General features: G+C 59.3%; 19 protein-coding genes and 1 tRNA gene. 10 read left to right on the top strand and 10 right to left on the bottom strand.

Annotated elements, in window-relative coordinates; all coding sequences use genetic code 11:
- Positions 1-41 precede the first annotated feature (41 nt).
- Positions 42-245 carry a cold-shock protein gene (locus HMPREF3130_RS02270; protein ID WP_005511370.1) on the top strand — a complete coding sequence of 68 codons (204 nt, stop codon included), beginning with the start codon at positions 42-44 and terminating at the stop codon, positions 243-245.
- Between the two features lie 672 nt (positions 246-917).
- A complete protein-coding gene (topA, locus tag HMPREF3130_RS02275; RefSeq protein WP_070429256.1) occupies positions 918-3,878 on the top strand; it encodes a type I DNA topoisomerase in 2,961 nt (986 codons plus the stop codon).
- A gap of 12 nt (positions 3,879-3,890) precedes the next feature.
- Here topA and HMPREF3130_RS02280 read toward each other — a convergent pair whose 3' ends face one another.
- On the bottom strand, positions 3,891-5,222 hold the full coding sequence (locus tag HMPREF3130_RS02280) for a DUF418 domain-containing protein (RefSeq protein WP_368664905.1): 1,332 nt from the start codon (positions 5,220-5,222) through the stop codon (positions 3,891-3,893).
- A 208-nt stretch (positions 5,223-5,430) separates the two neighbouring features.
- On the opposite strand from HMPREF3130_RS02280, the gene HMPREF3130_RS02285 reads away from it, so the two are divergent.
- Both HMPREF3130_RS02285 and HMPREF3130_RS02290 read left to right on the top strand, forming a co-directional pair.
- On the top strand, positions 5,431-6,021 hold the full coding sequence (locus HMPREF3130_RS02285) for a hypothetical protein (protein WP_070429258.1): 591 nt from the start codon (positions 5,431-5,433) through the stop codon (positions 6,019-6,021).
- Positions 6,022-6,225, top strand: coding sequence for a helix-turn-helix domain-containing protein (locus tag HMPREF3130_RS02290; RefSeq protein WP_069359064.1), 204 nt, complete (start codon positions 6,022-6,024; stop codon positions 6,223-6,225).
- A gap of 49 nt (positions 6,226-6,274) precedes the next feature.
- Here HMPREF3130_RS02290 and HMPREF3130_RS02295 read toward each other — a convergent pair whose 3' ends face one another.
- The gene (locus HMPREF3130_RS02295; protein WP_076773268.1) at positions 6,275-7,801 is read right to left on the bottom strand and encodes an adenylate/guanylate cyclase domain-containing protein; all 1,527 of its coding nucleotides are present in this window, start codon (positions 7,799-7,801) and stop codon (positions 6,275-6,277) included.
- 82 nt (positions 7,802-7,883) lie between these two features.
- Here HMPREF3130_RS02295 and HMPREF3130_RS02300 point away from each other — a divergent pair, with 82 nt between their 5' ends.
- Positions 7,884-9,257, top strand: coding sequence for a DNA polymerase III subunit delta' (locus HMPREF3130_RS02300; RefSeq protein WP_070429259.1), 1,374 nt, complete (start codon positions 7,884-7,886; stop codon positions 9,255-9,257).
- Between the two features lie 134 nt (positions 9,258-9,391).
- Positions 9,392-9,464 (top strand) — tRNA-Thr (locus tag HMPREF3130_RS02305).
- Between the two features lie 38 nt (positions 9,465-9,502).
- On the opposite strand, the gene HMPREF3130_RS02310 is transcribed toward HMPREF3130_RS02305, so the two are convergent.
- Complete coding sequence (locus HMPREF3130_RS02310) at positions 9,503-10,414, bottom strand: SNG1 family protein (RefSeq protein ID WP_241482050.1); 912 nt, start codon at positions 10,412-10,414, stop codon at positions 9,503-9,505.
- Between the two features lie 151 nt (positions 10,415-10,565).
- On the opposite strand from HMPREF3130_RS02310, the gene HMPREF3130_RS02315 reads away from it, so the two are divergent.
- The gene (locus HMPREF3130_RS02315; RefSeq protein WP_042388357.1) at positions 10,566-11,147 is read left to right on the top strand and encodes a TetR/AcrR family transcriptional regulator; all 582 of its coding nucleotides are present in this window, start codon (positions 10,566-10,568) and stop codon (positions 11,145-11,147) included.
- Between the two features lie 160 nt (positions 11,148-11,307).
- Positions 11,308-12,279 carry an N-acetylmuramoyl-L-alanine amidase gene (locus tag HMPREF3130_RS02320; RefSeq protein WP_016421946.1) on the top strand — a complete coding sequence of 324 codons (972 nt, stop codon included), beginning with the start codon at positions 11,308-11,310 and terminating at the stop codon, positions 12,277-12,279.
- Positions 12,280-12,360: 81 nt separating this feature from the next.
- On the opposite strand, the gene HMPREF3130_RS02325 is transcribed toward HMPREF3130_RS02320, so the two are convergent.
- Together HMPREF3130_RS02325 and HMPREF3130_RS02330 are read right to left on the bottom strand one after the other, a co-directional pair.
- On the bottom strand, positions 12,361-14,412 hold the full coding sequence (locus tag HMPREF3130_RS02325) for an acyl-CoA dehydrogenase family protein (protein ID WP_048732295.1): 2,052 nt from the start codon (positions 14,410-14,412) through the stop codon (positions 12,361-12,363).
- Positions 14,413-14,626: 214 nt separating this feature from the next.
- Positions 14,627-15,970: an MFS transporter gene (locus HMPREF3130_RS02330; RefSeq protein WP_070429260.1), complete on the bottom strand. Its 1,344-nt coding sequence runs from the start codon at positions 15,968-15,970 to the stop codon at positions 14,627-14,629.
- An 834-nt stretch (positions 15,971-16,804) separates the two neighbouring features.
- On the opposite strand from HMPREF3130_RS02330, the gene HMPREF3130_RS02335 reads away from it, so the two are divergent.
- Together HMPREF3130_RS02335 and HMPREF3130_RS02340 are read left to right on the top strand one after the other, a co-directional pair.
- A complete protein-coding gene (locus tag HMPREF3130_RS02335) occupies positions 16,805-18,094 on the top strand; it encodes an MFS transporter (RefSeq protein ID WP_048732299.1) in 1,290 nt (429 codons plus the stop codon).
- A 129-nt stretch (positions 18,095-18,223) separates the two neighbouring features.
- Positions 18,224-19,189, top strand: a complete 966-nt coding sequence (locus HMPREF3130_RS02340; RefSeq protein ID WP_070429285.1) for a GDP-mannose 4,6-dehydratase — start codon at positions 18,224-18,226, stop codon at positions 19,187-19,189.
- 61 nt (positions 19,190-19,250) lie between these two features.
- Here HMPREF3130_RS02340 and HMPREF3130_RS02345 read toward each other — a convergent pair whose 3' ends face one another.
- From HMPREF3130_RS02345 to HMPREF3130_RS02365, 5 genes are all read right to left on the bottom strand, one after another.
- On the bottom strand, positions 19,251-20,246 hold the full coding sequence (locus HMPREF3130_RS02345) for a DsbA family protein (RefSeq protein WP_070429261.1): 996 nt from the start codon (positions 20,244-20,246) through the stop codon (positions 19,251-19,253).
- A gap of 49 nt (positions 20,247-20,295) precedes the next feature.
- Positions 20,296-20,718 carry a DUF2304 domain-containing protein gene (locus HMPREF3130_RS02350; RefSeq protein ID WP_069359070.1) on the bottom strand — a complete coding sequence of 141 codons (423 nt, stop codon included), beginning with the start codon at positions 20,716-20,718 and terminating at the stop codon, positions 20,296-20,298.
- Entirely contained in the window at positions 20,715-21,407 is a 693-nt protein-coding gene (locus HMPREF3130_RS02355; RefSeq protein ID WP_070429286.1) for a glycosyltransferase family 2 protein, read from the bottom strand. The genes HMPREF3130_RS02350 and HMPREF3130_RS02355 overlap by 4 nt, the downstream gene beginning before the upstream one ends.
- A gap of 23 nt (positions 21,408-21,430) precedes the next feature.
- Complete coding sequence (locus HMPREF3130_RS02360; protein WP_049192969.1) at positions 21,431-22,252, bottom strand: glycosyltransferase; 822 nt, start codon at positions 22,250-22,252, stop codon at positions 21,431-21,433.
- Between the two features lie 77 nt (positions 22,253-22,329).
- Positions 22,330-23,691, bottom strand: coding sequence for a lipopolysaccharide biosynthesis protein (locus tag HMPREF3130_RS02365; protein WP_070429262.1), 1,362 nt, complete (start codon positions 23,689-23,691; stop codon positions 22,330-22,332).
- Positions 23,692-23,700 lie beyond the last annotated feature (9 nt).

Raw genomic sequence — 23,700 nt, forward strand, 5'->3', positions numbered from 1 at the left:
AATACTTGTTTTATCGAATCCTGAAGTTGGGAAGTTTTGTAATGGCACAGGGTACTGTGAAGTGGTTCAACTCGGAGAAGGGCTTCGGGTTTATCGCCCCAGCTGACGGTGGCAACGACGTGTTCGTTCACTACTCCGAGATCCAGGGCACTGGTTTCAAGACGCTGGAAGAGAACCAGGCAGTCGAGTTCGAGATTGGTGAGGGCCAGAAGGGGCCGCAGGCTCTGGACGTGAAGCCTCTGTAAGGTAGCCATTTCCGGGTTGAACTGGGCTTTTGCTCGGTTTGACTCGCGGAATTTTTGGCTTTTTCAAGGTTCATGTTGTGTTCATGCTGTGAACCTTGATTCTCCCACGTGGAAAGTAATTTCTGCGTGGGGTTTTTGTGTTTCTGGTGGCAGTGGGTCAATCCGAGTTACTGACTACGTTTATGACAAAAATGGCCAAAAAATGGCCTGAAAGTGTCATAAACTCATACAGTTTCACATTTGCAGCCCGCGATCACGCGGCCGCTGCGGCGGCTGCGCCCGCTGCGGCCTGTCGTGGCCAGCCACTGACAGCCACGGGGATGATCATGGCCAGCCGCACAGCAGCCGTCGGGTCGGCAACTGCCGGCCACCGGGATCCCCCACAGCAGCCCCTTCAGTCACACCCATAATCCGCCCGATACTTGAGGAATCCATGCGACAAACTAGATTGTGTGTACGGTATTCCTTATATTCTTCATATTCTTTCCAGATAATCTTCCGGGGAGAACGCGGCCGGGAACTGATTTGCACTGATCGGAACCGGTTGGAACCGATTGCGGGCCTCTCACAGCTGAAGCCCAGCCAGAGTCCGGCCAAGAACCCCAAGATTTAAACGAAAACAAGAATCTAAACAGTCAAAAACATTCAACGTTGCAGGATAGAAAAACTTCTATGGCGAATTCAGACGGCCTCAAGCGCCTTGTAATTGTCGAGTCGGCGACGAAAGCTCGCAAGATTCAGCCGTATCTCGGCGATGATTACATCGTGGAGGCGTCGGTGGGCCACATTCGCGACTTGCCCCGTGGCGCAGCCGACGTTCCGGCTCGTTACAAGAAGGAGCCCTGGGCTCGTCTGGGCGTGAATGTCGACAACGGATTCGCTCCGTTGTATGTCGTCAGCGCTGATAAGAAGAAGAAAGTCGCTGACCTGAAGGCCAAGCTCAAGGAAGTCGACGAACTCTATCTCGCAACGGACCCCGACCGTGAGGGCGAGGCTATTGCCTGGCACTTGCTGGAGGTTCTCAAGCCCAAGGTGCCGGTGCGCCGCATGGTGTTCCATGAGATCACCAAGCAGGCCATCTTGGAGGCCGCGGCCAACACTCGTGAGCTGGATCAGAACCTGGTTGATGCCCAGGAAGGTCGCCGTATCCTCGACCGCCTCTACGGCTACGAGGTCTCCCCGGTGCTGTGGAAGAAGGTCATGCCGCGCCTGTCGGCAGGCCGTGTGCAGTCGGTGGCAACGCGCGTCATCGTCGAGCGTGAGCGCGAGCGCATGGCGTTTATCTCCGCTGAGTACTGGGACGTCGCCGCAACTCTGGACACCGGTTCGGCTTCCTCCGATGCCAACCAGCCGAAGGAATTCGTCGCAACCCTGACCAGCGTTGATGGTCAGCGCGTAGCGCAGGGCCGCGACTTCGATGACCGTGGCCAGCTGAAGAAGTCTGAGGGCATTCGGGTCGTCGATAAGCAGCTCGCCGAAACCCTGGCGGCGGACCTCGTGGGCTCCGAGCTCAAGGTCGCGTCGGTGGAGGAGAAGCCGTACACCCGCCGGCCGTACCCGCCGTTTATGACGTCCACGCTGCAGCAGGAGGCCGGCCGAAAGCTGCATTACACCTCTGAGCGCACGATGCGTGTGGCGCAGCGTCTGTACGAAAACGGTCACATTACCTACATGCGTACCGACTCCACGACGCTGTCCAAGGCCGGCATCGACGCCGCGCGTAAGCAGGCGTTGGAGCTTTACGGCTCGGAGTACGTCGCCGATGCGCCGCGCCAGTACTCGCGCAAGGTGAAGAACTCGCAGGAAGCGCACGAGGCGATTCGCCCGGCTGGTGAGACGTTCGCAACGCCAGGTCAGCTGGCTGGCTCGCTGGATGCCGAGGAGTTCAAACTCTACGAACTAATCTGGCAGCGCACCGTCGCCTCGCAGATGGCCGACGCACGCGGCACGTCCATGAAGGTCACCATCGCCGGCGCCACCGACACGCACGCCGTCGAGTTCGCCTCCACCGGACGCACGATTCGTTTCCCGGGCTTCCTCAAGGCATACGTCGAGGTCTCCGCGCTTTCCGACGGTCGCAAGGTCGCCGACAACGCCGAGAAGCGTCTGCCACAGTTGACGGAAGGCCAGGGCCTGACGGCCACGGACTTCAGTGCCGACAGCCACTCCACCAACCCGCCTGCGCGCTTCACCGAGGCCAGCTTGGTGAAGAAGATGGAGGACCTGGGAATTGGGCGTCCGTCGACCTACGCGTCGATTATCAAGACCATTCAGGATCGCGGCTACGTCTACTCCCGCGGCAACGCTCTGGTGCCCTCGTGGGTGGCCTTTGCCGTGGTGGGGCTGATGGAGGAAGCGTTCTCCGATCTGGTCAACTACGACTTCACCTCCGAGCTAGAGGATGAGCTCGACGGCATTGCTGCGGGCAATAAGGATCGCACGACCTGGCTGACCGGTTTCTACTTCGGCGATGACAAGGATCACCGCCACAAGGGAGCCGACGCTATTGCGACCCACGGTGGTCTGAAGAACATCATCGATGTGAACTTGGAATCGATTGATGCTCGGAAGGTCAATTCGCTCCACCTTTTCGACGATGCCGAGGGCAACCCGATTATCGTTCGCGTTGGCCGCTATGGGCCGTACCTGGAGCGTACGTGCCCGGGTGCCGGTGAAAACGGTGCCGACGAGGTGCAGCGTGCCAACATCCCGGAGGCCATGACTCCGGACGAGCTGGATCTGGCTGCCGCTGAGAAGCTGCTGGCCATGCCACAGGGTGGCCGTGAACTGGGCATTAACCCGGCTAATGGTCGCATGATTGTTGCTCGCGATGGCCGCTACGGCCCCTACGTCACCGAGCTGGTCACCGATGAAGAACGCGAGAGTGTCGTAGCCAAGGCTGAGGAGATCATCGCAGCTGAGCGCGCCGAAGAGGACGCTCAGCGCGCTGCCGAGGGCAAGCGGAAGAAGAACTGGGAAACCAAGACCGCCGCCAAGCAGAAGGAAAAGCGCACCGCGGAAATCATCGAGGAAACTCTGAAGCCGAAGACGGCCTCGCTGTTTTCCTCCATGGAACCGTCGACCGTGACGCTGGAAGAGGCTCTGAAGCTGATGAGCCTGCCGCGCGAGGTCGGTGTCGATCCGGTCGATAACGAGGTTATTACTGCTCAGAATGGCCGTTACGGTCCGTACCTGAAGAAGGGCACAGACTCGCGTTCGTTGGCCAACGAAGAGCAGATTTTCACCGTGACTTTGGACGAGGCGCGTCGTATCTACGCTGAGCCGAAGCGCCGAGGTCGTGCTGCTGCGAAGCCGCCGCTGAAGCAGCTGGGCGACAACGATGTCTCCGGTCGTCCGATGTCGGTGAAGGATGGCCGTTTCGGCCCGTACGTCACCGATGGCGTCACCAATGCTTCGTTGCGCAAGGGGGATACCCCTGAGACGCTGACTGATGCCCGCGCCTGCGAACTGCTGTCTGAGCGTCGTGCGAAGGAAGCCGCCGATGGTGGCACAAAGAAGGCGGCGAAGAAGTCGACTCGCAAGACCACGAAGAAGGCTGCGAAGAAGACCACCAGGAAAGCAGTCAAGCGCACCACCAAGCGCGTGGTGAAGGCGACGCGCCGGGGCAAGTAGGGCAAGTAGGTCTTAAGCGCCCGCCGCGTCCGCCACACCTGGCGTGCCCGCCGCGCCCGCCGCGCTCGGTGCACCCTGCGGAGCCGGTTTGGGGCCACCGACCCCGGCCAACTCCGCCCGCATTGTCGGCCCGTACGACAGCCGGCGATGCACTTTCTCGAACGGCCCCTGCATGCCACGACGCTCCATCGCCCACGCGGCGAACAATGTCACCAACCAGACGCCCACAGCAATGAGAGTTTGCACAAATGCACCCATATCGCGCGGGATGTTCAGAGTAAACGGGTACACCAGCGCAAAGAAGATCACCGACTGCATCAGGTAGCCCGTCATCGAACGCTTGCCGAGCGCCACAATCGGCACCAGCCAACCAGGTACAGCGGCGCCCTCGTTCAGGCGTCGTTGGAGCGGCTGCAGCGCTAACGCCAGCCCGGCTAGGATGCCAGGACCGGCGAACACTCCGGCAAAGTTATTAATTACCAAGAAGGCCATGTGCTGTCCGGCTGGAAGAACACCAATCGCTGCCAACCCCATAGGGATGCCGATACCGAAAGCCACGACCACAGCCACCACGAGCCACCGAATAAGCAGGGGGCGGTGCGCGTCAACGTCGTCAAGCACGCCCTTGCGAGCCCACACGAAGCCAATCATCATCACCGGCAGGTAGAGGAACAGCTGCAGCGGCAGGGTAGTGATGCTCATTGTCAGGACCTGGAGATTCGCGGCGAGCATATCCAGGTAACTCGCTTCAATCGCGCCGCCGTTGACGAGCTCGGTCATGTCGGAACCGTCCAACCCGACGTCGGGCATCACAATTGTGAAAACCAAAAACAGCAGGCTCAATACCGCATTAATTGTCAACGCAATCCACGCGAGAATCGTCAGCACTTTGTTGCTAAGCCCCATAAGCAGCCCCAGGATGATGCCGCAGATGCCATAGAGAAACATGATGTCGCCAAAGAACAGAAACAGCATGTGCGCGATGCCGAACAGCCCCAGGAACGCATAACGCTTTACGACGACCACCCGCGCCCGCGACCGTGGAAAGTTCCTCCTGGCCAAACTGCGGACGATGAGTCCCACACCGAAGCCGAGCAGCGTTGCGAACATCGGCAGCCCGCGGTTATGCGCGGTCACTGCGGTAAACAGCACGGTGGCCTTGTCGGCGATGCTGTCGTTTATGACGCCGCCGAAGAATGCTGCGGGCAATTCGGGATCTGCAACCAGCCAGGCAGTGGCAATGTTCGCGATTGCGATACCGAGGAGAGCGAACCCGCGCGCAGCATCGGGGACAAGCATGCGGGGACTAGGGGTGGGGCTAGAACTGGGGCGGTTGTCAGTCATTCCTCCAACGTAAAGGATTGGCGGGAGGGTGCGCAGGTTCGCGGTGGACAGCGATTGTTGCAGGGGTCTTGCGGTATATCGAAAAACGATATAGTATCGAAAATCGATACATCGAATAACGATGTGTTGGTGTTGGGTGGCGGACCCAGTCTGCCCACAGAATAATCTCACTAACCGCGCCAATTACGGTGCAGTAAGGAAGTTAGCTATGGTATCTCCACAGACCAAGAAGCCAAATGACCCGTATGTCAATCAAACTAAGGAGCGCCGGGATGTAATCGTGAGCCTTTTTGCCGGAGTGTTTGCACTGGCTTACATTTTGCTCCAGCTCCGCCATCCGGTTCTTCATCAGCAGTTCCCCAGTGATCTGACCCTGCTTTTGCCCGAAGTGCTGGGAAGTGACAAAGGGGTTCCTATCGAGGTTATGAGTGGTGGAGTCCTCTCCTTGTTTATTGCTGCGACTGTTGTTCGATGCGCTATCGTCGCCGCGATTGCCGTGCTCTGCGTGTTGTTCTCACTCTCGTACCTGAAAGGCGAGTTTTTTACAGTTAAGACTGCGCGACGAGTTATGGCTATCTCCTGGCTGGTAGCGATGTATCCGGCAAGTAGTTTCCTGCAGCATATGGGCGAAAACTGGGTCGCAAGTAGCCTGAATCTGAGCACGTGGTACCAGCGTGATCATGCCGATTTCAATGAGCACCTGGGAATATGGTTTGTCCTTATGATAGTCATCTCCACTCTCGGAGTTATGTTGTTCCGAGCTGCGCGAATGCAGGAAGACCAGGAAGGACTCATTTAAATGGCGAAGGTTGTGTGCCACTTAGATGAGCTGCTTGAAAGCCGCGGAATGACGTTGGCAGCCCTTTCCGAACAGGTCGGGGTCACTCCGGTCAACCTCTCAGTGCTGAAAAACAACAGGGCGAAGGCCGTGCGATTCACGACGCTCAGTATGTTGTGCGAAGCTTTGGACTGCCAGCCAGGAGATTTATTCTCGGTGGAGTAAGTGTGCTCGCCGTCTGAGAAGTCTAGGGGTACTGGGCGCCCAACGAGCCCTAGGCTTCGTCGGCAAGCGTCGGGCGCACCGGGCGTGCAAGCTGCGTCATGTGCGTACGGCCACGCAGCTCCACAGACTTCAGGGTGGTCCAGCGAGCCTGCTCGTCCTCGTTAGCCAGGCGAATAGTAGAAGCCGTGGCGAGCACACGGCCCGGGGTGTCCTTGGCCAGCTCGGTCAGACGGGCAGCCTGGTTAACCGCGTCACCAATAACCGTGTACTCAAAGCGGTCGCGGGCGCCGATGTGGCCGGCGACAACGTGCCCGGCGGAGACGCCAATACCCGCGGTGAGCTGGAGGTCGAGCAGTTCCTCGCGCAGTTCACGGGCGGCTGTGAGGGCGTGCCCAGCAGTGTCATCGAGGGGCAGGGGAGCGCCGAAGACAGCCAGAGCCGCGTCACCCTGGAACTTGTTGATAATGCCCTTATTGCGGTGCACACAGTCAACAACGTGGTCGAAGAAGGCATTGAGCTCACGGACAACGACTTCTGGTGAGTTCTTCTCCGCGAAGTTGGTCGAACCAATCACGTCCACAAACAGCACCGCGACGAGGCGATTCTCGCCGCCCAAAGTCGGCTTTTCTTCCAGAGCCTTACGGGCGACCTCAGACCCGACATAGCGGCCGAAGAGGTCACGGACCCGCTGACGCTCCTGCAGGCCACGCATCATTTCATTGAAACCCGCCTGGAGAACGCCCATCTCGGAGCCGTCGTAAATAGGCACGCGCGTATCCACCTGGCCCTGGCGGACCTTGTTAATCGCACCCGTGAGATCACGAATCGGGTCGACGATGGACATAGTGGCCAACATCGTGCCGAAATAGCCGGTAATCAGAGCCAGAATTGCCAGCGCGGTGATGGTGGGCAGCAAATCTGCCGCGTCATCTGTGAATAGACCACGGCGCTGACCTATCAGCACAAGCAGGATTGCTACCACTGGAACACCGCTGGTCAACACCCACGTCTGGCGCAGGCGGTGACCAATCGGTGGCTCCAGCGAAGAATCCGGGGCCCTACGCGCCAGCGCCTCCACAGCAACCGGACGCACCATGCGCTCCGCAATTAGATAGGTCAACAGTGCCACCATGGCGCCACCGAGCACCGAGGTGAGCAGCACCATCAGGCCAATCTTGCTGTCATAGGCGAACGCGACTCCACTGAAGACAATCACGCCCAGAGACCAGATGACGGTACCCAAGAGTGCCTGATAGACAGGCACGCGCATGACCAGATATCGTACCCGCCGCGGATCGTGCATATCCGGATGACGCTGCCATTTCAACAACGGCTTGAACAGGATCCAAGTAGTGCCGATTCCCGCAATAATTGCCAGAACCAGGTAACCAGCCAGGGCATAGATGACCCCATTAGCCAACCGCGGCAGGTGAGTTTCTTGGTTCAGTGGCAACAGCATGCCGAGGAACAAGCCGACAATCATGGCTCCGACAAGGTTGCAGACGAAGATAAATGAGGCATAAGCAGGCCACATTGTCCCGCTTAGCCATTTCAGATTTCGCCAGAGCCGTTGCATGATTACTACCTTAGTGGCAACCCCGGATTGCAGGGAGTAGTTACCTCACAAGAGTCTCGTGGGGCGCGCTAGAGTTGTGGCCATGACAGAGCCGATGACAGAGCGCAGCGTGTTTTCTCGTATGCCCGAAACCGGTGGGGTTCGCCAGCGGCTGCAGGCTGCTGTGCGCGCTGCGCATTATCGCTTTGCCAACGGTCAACCGCTGGCAGGCGATGGGGTGGAGGTTTCGCCGGAAGGTGGGGACGCGGGGTCGTCGTTAAGCGATGTGCCACGCGACTCGGACATGACGCACGCCTGGCTGTTCACGGGACCTGCGGGGTCGGGGCGGTCGGTGACGGCGACGGCGTTTGCGGCGGCGCTGCTGTGCACGCGGCATGACAACCCCGGATGCGGTGAGTGCGAGGGCTGCCGGACGGCGCTGGCGGGAACGCATGGCGACATCAAAATCGTGCGCCCGGAGGGCACCATTATCTCGGTGGCGACGGTGAGGGACGAGCTGCGGCCCTGGGCTTACAAGATGCCCACGACGGCGGATTGCCGCGTGCTGATCATCGAAGACGCCGACCGTCTCAACGAATCCGCCTCAAATGCGCTGCTCAAGGTGGTGGAAGAGCCGCCTCTGCGCACCGTCATCATCATGTGCGCACCAACGACAAACGCGGAGGATTTCTCCGTTACGCTCCGTTCGCGCTGCCGCCATGTCTATGTGCCGACGCCGCATATCGACGATGTCACAAACCTCCTGCGCGCCGAGCGGCCAGAGCTTACCGACGAGCAAGCGGTCTGGGCCGCGACGGTGTCCAACGGTCACATTGGGCGTGCGCGTGGCTTTGTCTCCGATGAGGGCTCGCGTGCTTGGCGGGGTAAGGCCCTGGATTTCGTGGAGGCTGTGTTCGATCCGGCGAAGTCATACGTGGCGGCGCGTGAGCTGGCCAACGAAGTAGCAGGCGAGGTCAAGCGGCGGATGGAGCCACTAGAGGCTGAGGAGCTGGAGAACCTCGAGCGCTCACTGGGCGTAGGTGCGTCCGGCAAGGGTGCGCAGGCGGCACTGCGCGGCTCTAAGGGGGTTATCAAGGAGCTGGAGGAAAATCAGAAGCGGCGGCGCAGGCGCGCGGAGTCAGATCTGATCGACCTGTCGTTGACCGACATTATGGGGCTTTACCGTGACGCCCTGGTGCTGGCGTTTGGGGCGGAACGTGGTGGTGAGACTGCTTCGGGGGATTCGGGCTTTGGTGCTGGTTCTGAGTTTGGCGATGGCGCGGTCTACCTCATAAATCCAGACCGTCGTCGGACAGCCACGGAGCTAGCCCGACGCCTTCCGCCGGAGGCGATATTGGCCTCCATCGATGCTGTCACCGAGGTGCGCGGCATGCTCGTGACTGCAGTGAAGTTGACGGTCTTGATGGATGAATTGATGGCTAAATTGCAGATCGCGGGGCAGGTTGGTCGTAGGTAAGCCGGTAGCCGCGCCTAATGCAGCGGACTGCAGGCCCCATTTTGGTAGCGATGGGGGCAGTACAGTAGTATTACCGCTTGTACATTTTGTGCAGGGTTATTTCTGCTTGCTTGAAAGCTCGGCGCAATGTGCGTGCCGCCTTAGCTCAGTCGGTAGAGCGTCTCACTCGTAATGAGAAGGTCGCGAGTTCGATTCTCGCAGGCGGCTCGGTTTGAAACGGGATCCTTTAAAAAGGGTCCCGTTTTTTATTTTTTGGATCGGTCAAACATGAGGAGAGCGAATCCAGCGGCAACCCAGACGATGAGAACCCACCACGCTGCCCCAGCACCGTTGCCATCGAAAAATGACAGTGACCTGACTAGGTAGCCAGTCGCCCCAATGGGCATCCACTGGCCAAGGGTGGACCAACCGGCCGGAAGCAGCCAGGGGCCGGTGGACAGTCCAGAGAGCGGGTTCGCCAAGAAAATCGTCAAAATGGCGCCGATGCCCACACCGGGAGTGCCAATAATGGCCGCAAGCCCGGCGGTAAGCATTGAGGTAGCCAGGATTCCCAGAGAAATAGCCAGCCATTCCATGCCGAAGCTGCCCGAAAGCGTGCCGTAGACAGAGTGGAGCATCCACGTTGCCACGAGGGCTCCGAAGACTGCGATGCCAGCGAGGACACCCAATTTCGTCCACTTCTTACCTCGGAAGAGGAAGGTGGCTATAACTGCCGAGATGATACCGCCGAAAGCCAGCGGCAAGCCGAGGAGCGCGACACCGGAAGCTTGTGGGTCATCCTGTGTGGTTGGAGCCAAATCCTCCCGCTCTACAGGGATGTTTTGAGACTCGAGGGTCGTCGCAATGCCGTCGATAAGCTGCGAGTAAGGTGCGCCGTTGCCTGAAGCGGTGTAGGCGGTAGCGCCCGTCGGGGAGATGACGATGCCGCCAACAGTTTCGCGATTGAGGATTGACTCGCGTACGGCGTCAGGGGTGTCCATCACCTGGATATCAGGAGCATCGTCGCCAGCTTTGTGTTCGATGGCTTGGGTGATTTGTTCGGATATTGGGGCGGGGGCAGTCAGCGCAATGGGGACATCGTTCGGGCCGGAGGCAAATGTCGGTGCCAGGAACGCGAAGAGCATGAGCCCGATGACGAGCGGAATACCGAAGATCACGGCTACTGCTTTGGGGGGCGGGTGAGGCTTTTTTCGTCTCAGTCGTAGCTGTTGACATGGCCTATCTCCTAACTGGAGCAGAGTGTTTCACTTACAAAGTGGAGCATAGTGTTCCGTTTGTTAGGATGCAAGTGTGAGACAAGATGCAGTGATGAACAGTGATGCCATCGTGGAAGCAGCGCGAAAACTCTTGATAGAGCAAGGAGCCGGTGTATCCATGCGTGCGATTGCCAGGGAGGCCGGTGTCGGTTTAGCTACGGCAAGCAGGCACTTTCCCAGCAGGATTGAGCTTCTCGGCGCAGTCAGTGCTCGTGTTGCAGCTGATATCGACAGGGTTACTGAGGCAGCCGTAGCTCAGTTTGACGACGATCCGGACGGCGCTTGGCACGAAGCAGTCCACGCGATCGCGAAATTAAGTGTTGCGGCACTTGCCCAGGCATTATTCAGCGATCTCAATACCAGTTTGGGGAGCGAGGCGAAAAAGATTGATGGCATTATCGAAAAGCGAATGACGGAGTTGCGTCAGAGCTATACGCGACTGCTGGATAAGGCAAAAGCAGCTGGGCTATGCCCGGAGGACGTTGCACCGCTTGATTTCCACCTTGGGCTCGCTGTGGTGTCGCGTCCCCTTCCTAACTCTGCAGCGGTCGAGCAGTACTTTCCCGGTGTGCAAGAAAAGCTTGTGGACTTAATGCTTACGGGTTTGGCAGCACAGGCGAAGGGGAATCACTAAACCCCTCGGTGATAAGTCCTGAAAAATCCTGCACACGTCCCGACGTGCGGTGCTTCCCGAAACGAAGGGGGAGGAAATCTCGGAGCCGGCGACTCTCAATCGAGTGTTTGCTACTGTTACTCAGCACATAGCAGGTACGCGGAAACTAGGAGAACGCACTATGCGGCAGCCCGGACACCAGGGACTAGCAGTGCAGCGATCAGCAAGACGACTAGCTGTGGCTTTGGTGGCTGCGGCAATTTTGCCAGCCGGTCTTGTAGCTTGCACCATCGACACGGAGGCTTCCAAAGCAGGAAGCGCTCAGCAAGCTGCGTCGACAGAAACGCAAACGTCGTTGGCAGCTGAAGAAGAGGCTATGCAGATGCCGAACCCCACTCCGCCGAATGAGGAGTCTGCAATGTCTGATTCTGCTAACCCCGACGCAGTCGCTTCTGGCGATGCACAACAACAGCAAGCTAATCGCGCTACTTCGCGTGCCGACGGCTCCAGCGCTGTAGCCGGCAAGGTCATCTACCTCGACCCGGGACACGCCGGCACCCCACCACCAGCGGACATGATGGTCACTGACGGCCGCGGTGGCCAGAAGCCATGTAATACCTCCGGTACCGCTTCCAATGACGGCTTCCCGGAGCATGAGTTCAATTGGCTGATGGCGCAGGAAATTAAGCAGCTGCTCGAACAGCGCGGTGCTCAGGTGCTGCTCAGCCGCGTCGATGACACCGGTCGTGCAGATTGCATCGATGCCCGTGCAGAGAAGGAAAATGCCTCCAACGCCGATGCCGTGGTGAGCCTTCACGCAGATGGTGCTGGAGAGGGCAACCGCGGATTCCATGTGTCTGCGATTTCGCAGCCGCTCGCCAATAATGACGAGCAGGGATCTACCGCGCTGGCAACCGCGCTGCGCGATGCTTTTGTCGCAGCCGGTTTTGCTCCATCCAACTACCTCGGTAGCCAGGGGCTGAATCCGCGCGCTGACCTCACCGGACTCAACCTATCGACGAAACCAAAGGCACTGGTCGAATACGGCAACATGCGTGATAGCAGCGACATTGCCCTCTTGACCTCCAACGAAGGCCGTCAGCGCTTGGCAGAGGCCACTGTGGCTGGGTTGGAAGGTTTCTTGGCGCAGTAGCCAACCTGCGCATCCAGGCCGTAGCTACCTCACACCAGTCACCGCCACAGCAGCCACCACAGCGGCCAACCGGCCAACACGCTAACTAGCCGGGTTTGCCTTAGCTTTCGGTGTCATCGCGTCGTGAGGCTCCATCATGGGGATATCCAGCATGGTGCTGGGGACACCGAAGGCGTCGACAAGCACCTCAGACCAGGGGCCAAGGGAATCAACAAGATCGGCCAAGCCCGCCCGCGCGCCCTTGGTGCGAGTACCGGTGAGCAGTGACTGCTCCAAGAACCAGCCGGCGTTATCGCAGACCACCGACAGGAAGAACACATCGCGAACCTGCTCGAGCACCTCTTGAGAGCGCTCATCTGTGAGTGTGGATTCAGCTTCAAAGAACGCTTCCAAAATCATGCGATCGATATGCGCCCACGCGCAGGAAATCATGTGGTCCTGGACCTTGTCCACCAGCTTCGCGGCCTTTTCCACAGGCAGTTTCCGCGCCGGGCGCAGCCTGCGAGCAAGGGACTTGAGAAGTCGATTCTCGCGCTCGATGAGCAATTGCATCTGGCTGGCGGGGTCAAAGAGCGAGGACTCATCAGCGTCAGTCAGCGCATCCAAGAGGTTCTGAACGACGGCGTCCGCACCGGTGCGACGGCGCAAAATGCCACTGAAATTGTCGAGGCCGAAGCGCACCATTTCCAGGTTGGAAAAACTCTGTACCTCCCGGGCAAAACCACCCAAAAGTTCCTTGGTGACCAGCTGCAACATCACCACGTTGTCGCCCTCAAAGGTAGTGAATACGTCAGAGTCCTCTTTGAGAATGGTCAACAGGTTCTCCGCCATGTAGCCAGCTCCACCGGTGGCCTCACGCATCTCCTGGATGGCGTCGGTGGCATGTGCGGTGTTGGCGACCTTCAATGCGGCGGCATGCGCCTCCACTTCACGCAAATCGCGAGCCTGCTCCGGGGTGAGATTCGCACGGTCCAGCCCCTCCGCTTCGAGGTCGTGAATCCGCTTGATTAGCAGGTTGGTGGCAAATTGCAGACCGTACGAACGCGCAATGCGGGGGAGTAGTCGGATTCGGTGTTGGCGGTGCTCAATGAGCTTCTTTTCCGGCAGCGAATCGTCGGGAGCAAATTGGCGCCGCAAGTGTGCGTACTTGGTGCCGATGGTCAATGCGGTGCGGGTTGCCGCACCAGCGGCCGCACCGACTGTCACGCGGCCGCGCACGAGGGCACCGAGCATTGTGAAAAACCGTGCATTGGGGCTGTCAATATCGCTGCTGTACTCGCCAGTGGCCGAGACATCTGCAAAACGGTTAAGCAGGTTCTCCCGCGGCACGCGGTAGTGATCGAACATGAGAGTGCCGTTGTCCACGCCCAAGAGGCCGCCCTTGGTGCCGTGGTCGCCGATAGCAACTCCGTCGACAGGCGAACCATCATCATTGCGGATTCGAGCGACAATGCAGTGCACACCATGGGATTCTTCCTGCCCTGGTGTGTAGAGCTGGCAAAAGACCGCAGCCCAGCGCCCATCGCGCGCGGCATTGCCCAAAAACCACTTCTCAGAGGAAGCCGTAGGGGAATTGAGGATGAATTCTTCCGTCTCGGGGTCGTAGTGCGCCGTGGTCTCGAGTGATTGGACGTCCGAGCCGTGGCCGCGCTCGGTCATCGCAAAGCAGCCGAGAGCCCGCAGCTCAATGAGGTCACGCACCAACTCGCCGTGACGCTCAGTTCCCAAGTTGCTGACAGCGCCGCCGAAAAGGCCCCACTGCACTCCGGACTTCACCATCAACGACAAGTCGGTGTGGCCAAGCATTTCAATCCCGGTGAGAGTGCCACCGGTATCTCCTGTGCCGCCCTGGTCAGTGCGGAAAGCCCCATAGGGCATGCCGGTCTTAAGCACCTTGGACAGTGACTCGGTGGTGTGCTGCCTGGCCTCCTCCACGGTCAGCCCAGAGGTGGGCCGCAGGGAGGGGTCTTCTAGAAGGACGCGGACATCAGCGCGCGCCTCGGGGAAATAGCCGTCCAGGGCCTTTTGCAGTGCACCTGCCACTTCCGGTTCAGGACGGGAGGGGAGCGTCTTCGGACCATCGGTCGAGCGACGGCGGGGGATTCGCGTGGAGCTGGAAGAAGTCTGTGCCATAACCCAACGTTAATGGGATATCTGGGGCTTGTCAGCCGCTTTCGACTGAGAAACTCATGAGGAAATCGGGGCCACGGGTCGGAAACAAGCTACCGGGATAGAACGAAGGCGGAAACGCAAAAGCCGTCGTCAAGCAAATACTGCGTTGTGCAGTGCTTGACGACGGCTCGCGTAATCAGACCCTCGGTGGGGCAGACCCCCCTAGCTGTGGGAACTAGACGCGCGACTTAACTTCGTCGAGGTTAGTTTCCGGGTGCTCGATGAGGTCTCGGTCTTCAAGACCCTTCGGCAGCAGGAACAGGGCAATCAGTGCCGGGATAGCCATGGCCATCAGGTAGATGGAGATGTAGAACGGGTTACCGGTGGCGTCCATGATCATCTGGGCAATCATCGGTGCGAATGCACCACCCAGGACAGCGCCGATGGCGTAAGCGATGGAAGCGCCGGAGTAGCGAACCTCAGCCGGGAACATCTCGGAGTACATGGCCGGCTGCGGGCCGAAGGTCAGTGCCAGCGGCAGAGTGAGGACTGCGACGGTCATGACGTAGAGGAACGGGCCCTTATCCAGGAGGCTCCACATGACGGCTTCCCAAATCATGATTAGGACGTAGCCGATGATGAAGGTCTTGGCGCGGCCGATACGGTCGGACCAAGCGCCAGCCATGAACATGAAAATGGTCCAGCAGATACCGGCGACGAGAGTGCCTGTCCAAGCGACGGTTGCGGAGTAGCCCAGTGTCTTCTGTGCGTAAGCGCCGAAGAATGCGATCACGAGGTAACCGGTAGCCTGCTGAGCAGCGAAGATCAGGGCGCCCTGGATGACCTTGCCCCAGTGGTTGCGGAAGAGCTCCGGCAGCGGAGCGGAGCGCTCAGCAGACTCAGCCTGCATAGCCTGGAAGACCGGGGACTCATCGACGGTGCGACGAATCATGTAACCAATCAGAACCAGGATGAAGGACAGCAGGAATGGCACACGCCAACCCCAGTCCATGTAGGCTTCCTCGCCGATGATAGCCATAACAATCAGCATGGTGCCGGTAGCCAGGGTCAGACCCAGCGGAACACCGGCCTGCGGGAATGCGCCGTAGATACCGCGCTTTTCCTTCGGTGCGTACTCCACGGACATCAGGGCCGCACCGCCCCATTCGCCACCCGCGGAAAGGCCCTGGAAGATACGGAGCAGAACCAGCAGGATAGGTGCAGCGATGCCGATTGACTCATAAGTCGGCAGCAGACCGATACAGAAAGTAGCTGCACCCATGCCGATGAGGGTGAAGACCAGAATCATCTTGCGGCCGTAGCGGTCACCGATATGGCCGGCGACGATAGCGCCAAGCGGGCGGAAGAGGAAGGAAATACCCAGGGTTGCCCAGGCGAGCACCTGAGCGACCTGTGGGTTCGACTTCGCAGCCGGCTCGATGAAGTGCGGAGCGAGCACGATAGCTGCGGCCTGAGCGTAAATCAGGAAGTCATAAAACTCGATGGTCGTACCCACGAGAGTTCCCGTGAGCACCTTGCGGCGCTGCTTGGGATCATTCGCGATGATCGAAGTAGTCATAAAACAACAAGACTTTCTTTACATACCCGTCCGCACGGCCATCGAGGACCTTGGCGATCTCAGCGGTCGTGCAGAAATCGCCCCAGGTTTTTCTCAGCCAGCGTTTGGGGAATGGACAGATTGTTTGACGGTGTCGAATTCTTACACAGCCAGACCGGTAGCGACCAGCGTTTGAACTTCAGCGAGCGACGACAAAAAGTGGGCAACGGGGGTAATGGGGGTTGGTGAATGGCGGTAGATTTCCTTTGTTTGTGACCGAATTCATTTTCTAGATGTCTGAAAAAGGTGGAATCGGGGGTATGTAAAGGGTGTGGAATGGATGCTGCTTAACGACGGGCCGTTTCCGGCCTGATGTGCGCGAGCTGATGGCCGTTTGTGCGTGAGACTGTCTTAAATAGGGGAAATCTGCGTTTTATGGCTGTTCGGCTACCCCCACATTGAACTAATCTGTAATTATATAATCAGAAGTGGTGTGAATAGTGCGGCGAAAGGGGCGCAAGATACGAAAGAAGTAACGGAACAATAACGATGTAGTGTCGAAAAGGTCATTGCCCCCGGATGGGGCAGGGATGCAAGGTCGGCAACATGCCACCCCGAGACGGGGGTGTGAGCCCCAGGTTTCAGGGGCATTTGTGCCGAGACCAACCCGAGGTGACCAAACTGGGCACGCCACCGCATTAGCCACCACTCCACTAGTCGCCACAGCACTAACCGACTCAGTTGCCCCGCCCCGCCTGCTCAACTATCTCGGCACACCTCTTGTGGTTAGCTCCGGTGGCTTAAAATCTGCACCATTGTGCGTAAGGCGCTGGGGACCGTCGTAAAGTAAACGACATGTCTTCTCACGCAGGAACTAACGGCAATGAAAATGAGGTACCTCACGGCAGGGCCAAATCCAATAAAGGCACGCCGTTGTGGCTGCTCGCCGCAATTGCAGTTTTCGCCGTCGCGTGGGGTGGCAATGAATTCACACCGCTGATGGTGATGTACCGCGAAAACGCTGACCTGGCGCCGGTGTTCATTGACCTTCTATTGCTGGTCTACGCTCTCGGCATCGCGCCGGCACTGCTGATTTCTGGCCCAATCTCGGACCGTATCGGCCGTAAGCCGGTGATGCTCGCCGCGCCGGTGCTCTCGATTCTGGGCTCGACTCTCATCGCGCTGGGCGAGACCATCGCTCCGCTCATTCTCACCGGTCGCTTTATCTCGGGCCTGGCAGTCGGCATTGTCATGGCCGTGGGCGGCTCGTGGGTAAAGGAGCTTTCCGATCCACGCTTTGACCCCAAGGCCACTTCCACCTCGGGCGCGAAGCGTCAGTCCATGGCGTTGACCTTGGGCTTTGGCCTGGGTGCGGGTATTGCCGGCACGTTGGCGCAGTTCGCACCGCTGCCGGGGCAGTTGGCTTATATCATCCACATCCTGATTTCCATCCCAACGATCTTCGGTCTTGTGGCTGTGCCGGAGACCCGCCAGTCGCCGCACCTGGGCGGCAGCAATGCTCCGCACGAAAGCGTCTGGGAATCTCTACACACCCCTTCGGTAACTAACCGTCGCTTCCTGCTCGTCGCCGCGATGGGAGCGCCGTGGGTCTTCGGTGCAGCCGGTGTTGCCTATGCAATCATTCCTTCTCTGCTTCAGGACCACGTCTCCCAGCCAGTGTTCTACTCCGCGATGGTCACACTGTTTGCGCTGCTCTGTGGTTTTGGCATTCAGCAGATTGGTCCACGCTTTGTAACCGAGCACAACGCCCGCGGCTCGCTGATCGCAATGGGCATTGTGGTTATCGGCATGGGAATGGCCGCATGGATGTCCACCAACCCCACCGCAGTGACGGCGTTTATTGCAGCGCTGGTGCTGGGCACCGGCTACGGCCTGGCCATGTTTACCGGCCTCAACGAAGTACAGCGCATCGCCGGCCCGCGCGACATGGCCGGGCTGACCGGTATCTTCTACTGCCTGACTTACATCGGCTTCGCATTCCCAGCAATTCTGACCAAGCTCTCCGAGTCCATCTCCTGGATGACCTACCCGGTCATGCTCGGTGGCGGTATGGTCATCGCCATCTTGATGGGCTTGGTTATTTTCTTCAATTCCACTGTCAACCTGCCACAGCGCGCTGAGTAATCTCGCATTCCCTGGAAGACTAATCAACCCCGTCAATGTGAGGTTGGCACACGTATAAGCGGTTTTCCTTACTAAGCGCCTATAGTTCTTCCTATGGAGAAGCACAAGAACGAATCACCGGCCACCGCGATGACAGAATCGTCGGCAAGCGCGAAACCGCGTGCGCTGGTGACGGGCGGTGCGGGATTTATCGGTTCGACGCTGGTTGACCGGTTGCTGGCCGAAGGATACGCGGTCACGGCGCTGGACGATCTCTCCCACGGAAAGCTGGAAAACCTCCAGCAGGCATCGCTTAACGACGATTTTGAGTTCATAACCGCCGATGTGCTGGAGGTGGACTGGGACGAGCTGCTCGAGCAAAACCGTCCGGAGGTTATTTTCCACCTCGCAGCGCAGATTGATGTGCGGATTTCCGTGGCCGACCCGGTGCGGGATGCGACGCTGAACATCATTGGCACAATCAAACTTGCCGATGCGGCCCGAAAGCACGGTGTCCGCAAGGTTGTGTTTACATCTTCGGGCGGTTCCATCTACGGCACGCCGGAGGAGCTTCCGGTGTCGGAAAGCGTGCCGGTCAATCCGATGAGCCCCTATGCCGCCTCAAAGGCGACGGGCGAACTGTACTTGAATATGTTCCGCAATCTTTACGGGCTCGAATGCTCGCACATCGCGCCGGCGAATGTGTACGGCCCGCGGCAGGATCCGCACGGCGAGGCCGGTGTGGTGGCTATTTTCGCTCAGCGACTGCTGGCGGGAGAGCCAACCAAGGTATTCGGCGACGGCGGAAATACCCGCGACTATGTCTATGTCGACGATGTGGTGGATGCTTTCTACCGCGCATCCGGCGAGGTCGGTGGTGGAATGCGCTTTAATATTGGCACCGGCGTAGAAACCTCGGATCGGCAGCTGCACTCGTTGGTGGCGCAGGCTGCGGATGCCGAGGATAATCCAGAGTTTGCACCGCCGCGCACTGGTGATGTGGCGCGGTCGGCGTTGGATCCCACGCGGGCGCGTGAGGTACTCGGCTGGGAGCCAGCTATGAGTATTCAGGAAGGTGTTGCTCGTACTGTGGAGTACTTCCGGAATCAGGGCTAGCGCAGCTTACGCGGGCGGCTTCGCGCAGTCGTCCGCGTAGGTTAGCCGTGAGTCAGCCAGGTTACTTGCCAGCTTCCTCCGCGCGCTTGGCGTGGATGAGAGCCAGCTCGATATTGTCCTCGAACACGTCGAGAGGCTGTGCGCCCGAGACGAACTGAGTACCAACGAGGAAGCCCGGAGTACCGGAAATGCCCAGCATCGAACCGAACTGGGTGGCATTCTCGACCGCCTCGGTCCACTTGCCGTCCTTAAGTTCCTTTTCAAAGCGCTTCATGTCCGGCACACCGGCCTCACGAGCGACGGCAATCAGTTCCTTTTCAGTGAACTCCGGGTGGCCCTGGCCCTTTTCGCCGGCCTTCTTAAACAGCGCACGGGAGAACTCCCAGAACTTGCCCTGAGCTGCCGCGGCACGGCCGGCCTCAGCGTCCTTGATGGCCTTCTCACCATTGATGGCCATATCGTTCCACTCCAGGCGGACCAGTCCCTCATTGACGTACTTTTCCACGAGGGCAGACTCGGTTTCGTTTGCGAACTTCGCGCAGAACGGGCATTCGAAGTCCGAGTAGATTGAGATTACGACCGGCGCATCCACTGCACCGAGAGCAAAAGGATCATTTTCATTGCGGCGGTGGACATTGTCCATATCCTCCGGGGACTTCAGCTGCGCTCCCGCCTTTGGGCCGTAGATGCTGGCGTCGAAAGAGCCATTCGGGCCAGGTACAGGCGCAATTTCCCCCTTGCCTGGTGCAACGCCCGCCATGTTGACGGTGCTCACGCCGTTGAAGCTAGCCGAACGCGAACCAGCGAAGAAGCCCGCTGCGCCGACAACGATCAATGCGACGACAGCTAGCGCCCATGCGGCGTTCGGGATCGAGTACCACGACTTAGTTTTCCCACCGCTGTCGGCAGACCAGGACTCCAAGTCCTGCTCAGTGGGTACCGGCTGAGAACCCTGCTGGGGTTCCTGCGGTGTCTCCTGCCACGCTGCGTCTGCCGAGGGCTGCTGCGAATCGCTGCTGTTGTCAGCGGCGGCGTTGTCCTTATTTTCTTCGCTCATGGCTTCTATGGAACCACAGCCTCAGATTCACATGCGCTTAGCGTGCCGATTAGTCGGACGGAGCGTTGTTCTCGACCTTCGTCGTGCTGTCCTTTTGGCTGTTCTGCTGGCTGCCCGAAATCACAATTTCCTCTTCCGGACGCACAGCGGTCTTCAAAGCCACTGCACGAGCCAGTCGCGCGTAGCGCAGTTCCTGTTCTCGGAAGCGGATGTAGGACGACACCGTGGTAAACACGAACGCCAACACCAGTACGTAGAGCAGCAAATCGGTGCCCCGGGTCACACCGATCCAGTTGGCCACCACGGTCAGATCGTCGGGACGCACGATTGCCCACAGGCACGCGACGACGAAAAGGACGAAGCCCAGCTTCACGCCCGCCTTGGCGCGCGCTTTACGACGGTTAGCGACGAAGTAAGCCACCAGGCCCACCATCGCCAGCAGCAAAATAATTTGAACGATGGATGCGGTCATGGCAGCCTCTTCGAAATCAGGGAGTCGGCAAGGATATTGACACCGTTGAACAAGGATTGCCCTTTGGACATGGAGTATTCCGTGTAGAGGATATCCACCGACTGCTCAGCGGTACGCCAGCCTCTGTTGTCCATGACCTCGACAAATTCGGAGGCATGGCTCATTCCGTTCATGCGCAGGTTCAGTTGCTCTGCCACCGTGCGGTTGAAGGCGCGCAGACCGTTGTGGGCGTCGGTAAGACCGAGCCGGCGCGTGCGTGGTGACAACATGACCACCGTCTTGAGGACAATTCGCTTAATCAGCGGCACCTGGTCATCTTCGGCGCGAGGGCGGCCGAAACGGGTCCCCACAATGATGTCGATTGGTTCGCTGCGCAGTCGCTGCACCATGGCGACTACGTCCTTGACCTGGTGCTGGCCATCGGCGTCGAAGGTGACAAAGTACTTCGAGCCAGCCTGCGCGCGAGCGTATTCCACGCCGGTCTGGATAGCCGCCCCTTGACCCAAATTGACAGGGTGGTTGACCAGGTGAGCGCCAGCCCTGTGGATCTCCAGGCTGGAGTTATCCGAAGAGCCGTCGTTGACCGCGACAATGTTGGGGAAGGTCTCGCGAGCGTGCTCGAGAACCTCACGAATAACCTGGCCCTCGTTGTAGCACGGCACAATCAGCCAGGTGTCCGAGAAATCCATGTTGTCAGTCATCGCTCCGAAGCCTACCGCACAAACAATCGTCGATACGCGCGTGACATGAGCTGAGTTGGCAAAAGTCGGAAAAGTGTCCGCACCGCCAAGTTAAACACCGCCCGCGGCCTGGAAATCAGCCCCTCAGCTACCAGCGTGCGCTGGAGCTGACGTTCACCGCGGATGATGCCGCGCGAGGTTCGCCGCTCGAACATGCCGTCGGCGCGGAAGTACACCAGCGGCTCGGGCAGATTCTCAAACTTCGCGCCGGCGGCCATGAGGCGCACCCAGAGGTCGTAGTCCTCCATCAGACGGATGTCGCGATACCCACCGACCTCACGCACCTTCGCCGTTCGCAGCATCGAGGAGGGGTTATTCACGGGCGAATTGATCTTGATATAACGCGCAATCTCGGCGTGCGTCTGCGGCAGGGTCCGCACACGCACCACATTGTCCGGCGTGCCCTCGAACTCCGCCATTGCACTGCCCAGCACATCCAACTCCGGATTAGCGGTCAGCACGTCCCACTGCTTTTCAAAGCGGTCCGCACGCGCAATATCGTCCGCATCCAGCCGCGCCACCCATGGCGTTTCCACCAACTGAAGACCCGCCTGCGAAGCCACTCCCGAGCCGCCATTTTCCGCACACCGCAGCACGGTCATCTCCGAATGCGCCTGCTCATGCTTGACGACGACCCGGTCGAGTTCCTGCCCGATCGGGCCATCGATAACCACGATGACGTGCGCGGCCGGACGCGTCTGGTTCCACAGCGACTGCAGCGCAGCATCGAGCTGGTCGGGGACGACGCGGTGGTAGACGGTCATGAGAACCGTGAGGTTAGTGATGGTGGACATGTGAGTCTCGAACCTTGGGAGTTGCAGGGGGATGTGGACGGTTTTTTTGGGGGGGACGGCATTGGATGTGGGTGGTGTTATTCCACCGCAAAAGCCTCCGATACGGCTGACCTGGCAGCACGTGGGGAAAGTTTGCGCAGCGCAAGCAGGTGAATGACAACACCTACTGCAGAGCCTACGGCGATAGCCGCGACCGTGCGTACCGACAGGTGCCCAGGGAGGAAAAGAATGGCAACGGCGATCGTGGTCGCAGCCAACCAACCGATCAGATACATGTGGTGCTTTTCCACTGCCAAGGTGACCGAGCCGGTAATCATCAACATGGCGGTCAACGTCGCACCGAGCGTCAGCGCTGCGAGCACCGGCCCGGACACGTGATAGCTATCGTCCAGGATGAGAGTCATAATCCACGGGCCGATGAGCCATGCCAGGCCCGCCCCGAAGGTGCCGAAAGCAGCCAGCGCCCCCAACGGCTTGGCCAGCGCTGCCAGCACGCCTTCGGAGCGATGCCGGACAAAGCTCACAATGATGGCGTTTTGGAACTTCTCCAAGGGCATGAGCAGCGGAGCGCGGGTCAGCGTTACAGCGTAGGCGATACCCGCAATGGTCACCGCTGCGGTGAAGTTGTTGGCATGCGGCGGGGTAAGCGACTCGGCTATCCCGGCGCCAGTGGTGACCGCTTCGCCGGCAATCTTGACGATTGTCGGAAAACCTGTGACCAGCACAGCAGATGCGCCGGATGCGCCCATGGCCGTGACCATGAGAGTGATGAAGCGGCGCACCGGGACGTCGGCACGCGCGAACATGACCGAGCGGGTTGCCGGGGAAAACAGCGCGAGAATGAGCCAACTGACAGTGCCGAAGGCCGTGATAATCAGCCACGCCAGCAGGCCCCAGCCGAAGTACCAGGCGATGAGTGCCAGAGCCACGCGCACGAGAATGTCAATCATGATTAGCGCGGCGTAGGGGCCCCACAGTTGGCGGCCGCTGAGCAGACCCGAGGTGGTGGCCTGCATGGAGTACAGCGCCAGACCAAAAGCCATGAGCAGAATTGCAGTGCCGGCGTCATCCTGCACGACCAGTGGGGCCCACAGCGGACCCGTCACTGCCATGGTGACGAAAGTAACTGCGGCGACGCCCAGGGACACTGTGATGGGACGAGCACCGAGAGTTTGACCCGCTTCCGAGGCTTCCTGCTCCTGGCTCTGCCCCTGCTCTCGATCCCGATCCCGCTCCCGCGATTCCGCAGCACCGATTGCGCGCGTGGTCTCCTGCATCAGCCCGCCGAGAACACCCGTGAGCGCGAAGAAAAGCCCCCAGAACGCCACGAACTGCAGGTTTACCGCATTGGGGAGTGCACGGGCCGAGATAATCAGCACCGCGAAGCTGCCTATCGCCGCGACAATCGTGGCCAGCGACAACCATTTGAAACCGGACATTGACGTGCC

It is taken from the genome of Corynebacterium sp. HMSC14B06 (genome assembly GCF_001807075.1).
Taxonomy (GTDB): Bacteria; Actinomycetota; Actinomycetes; order Mycobacteriales; family Mycobacteriaceae; genus Corynebacterium; species Corynebacterium jeikeium_D.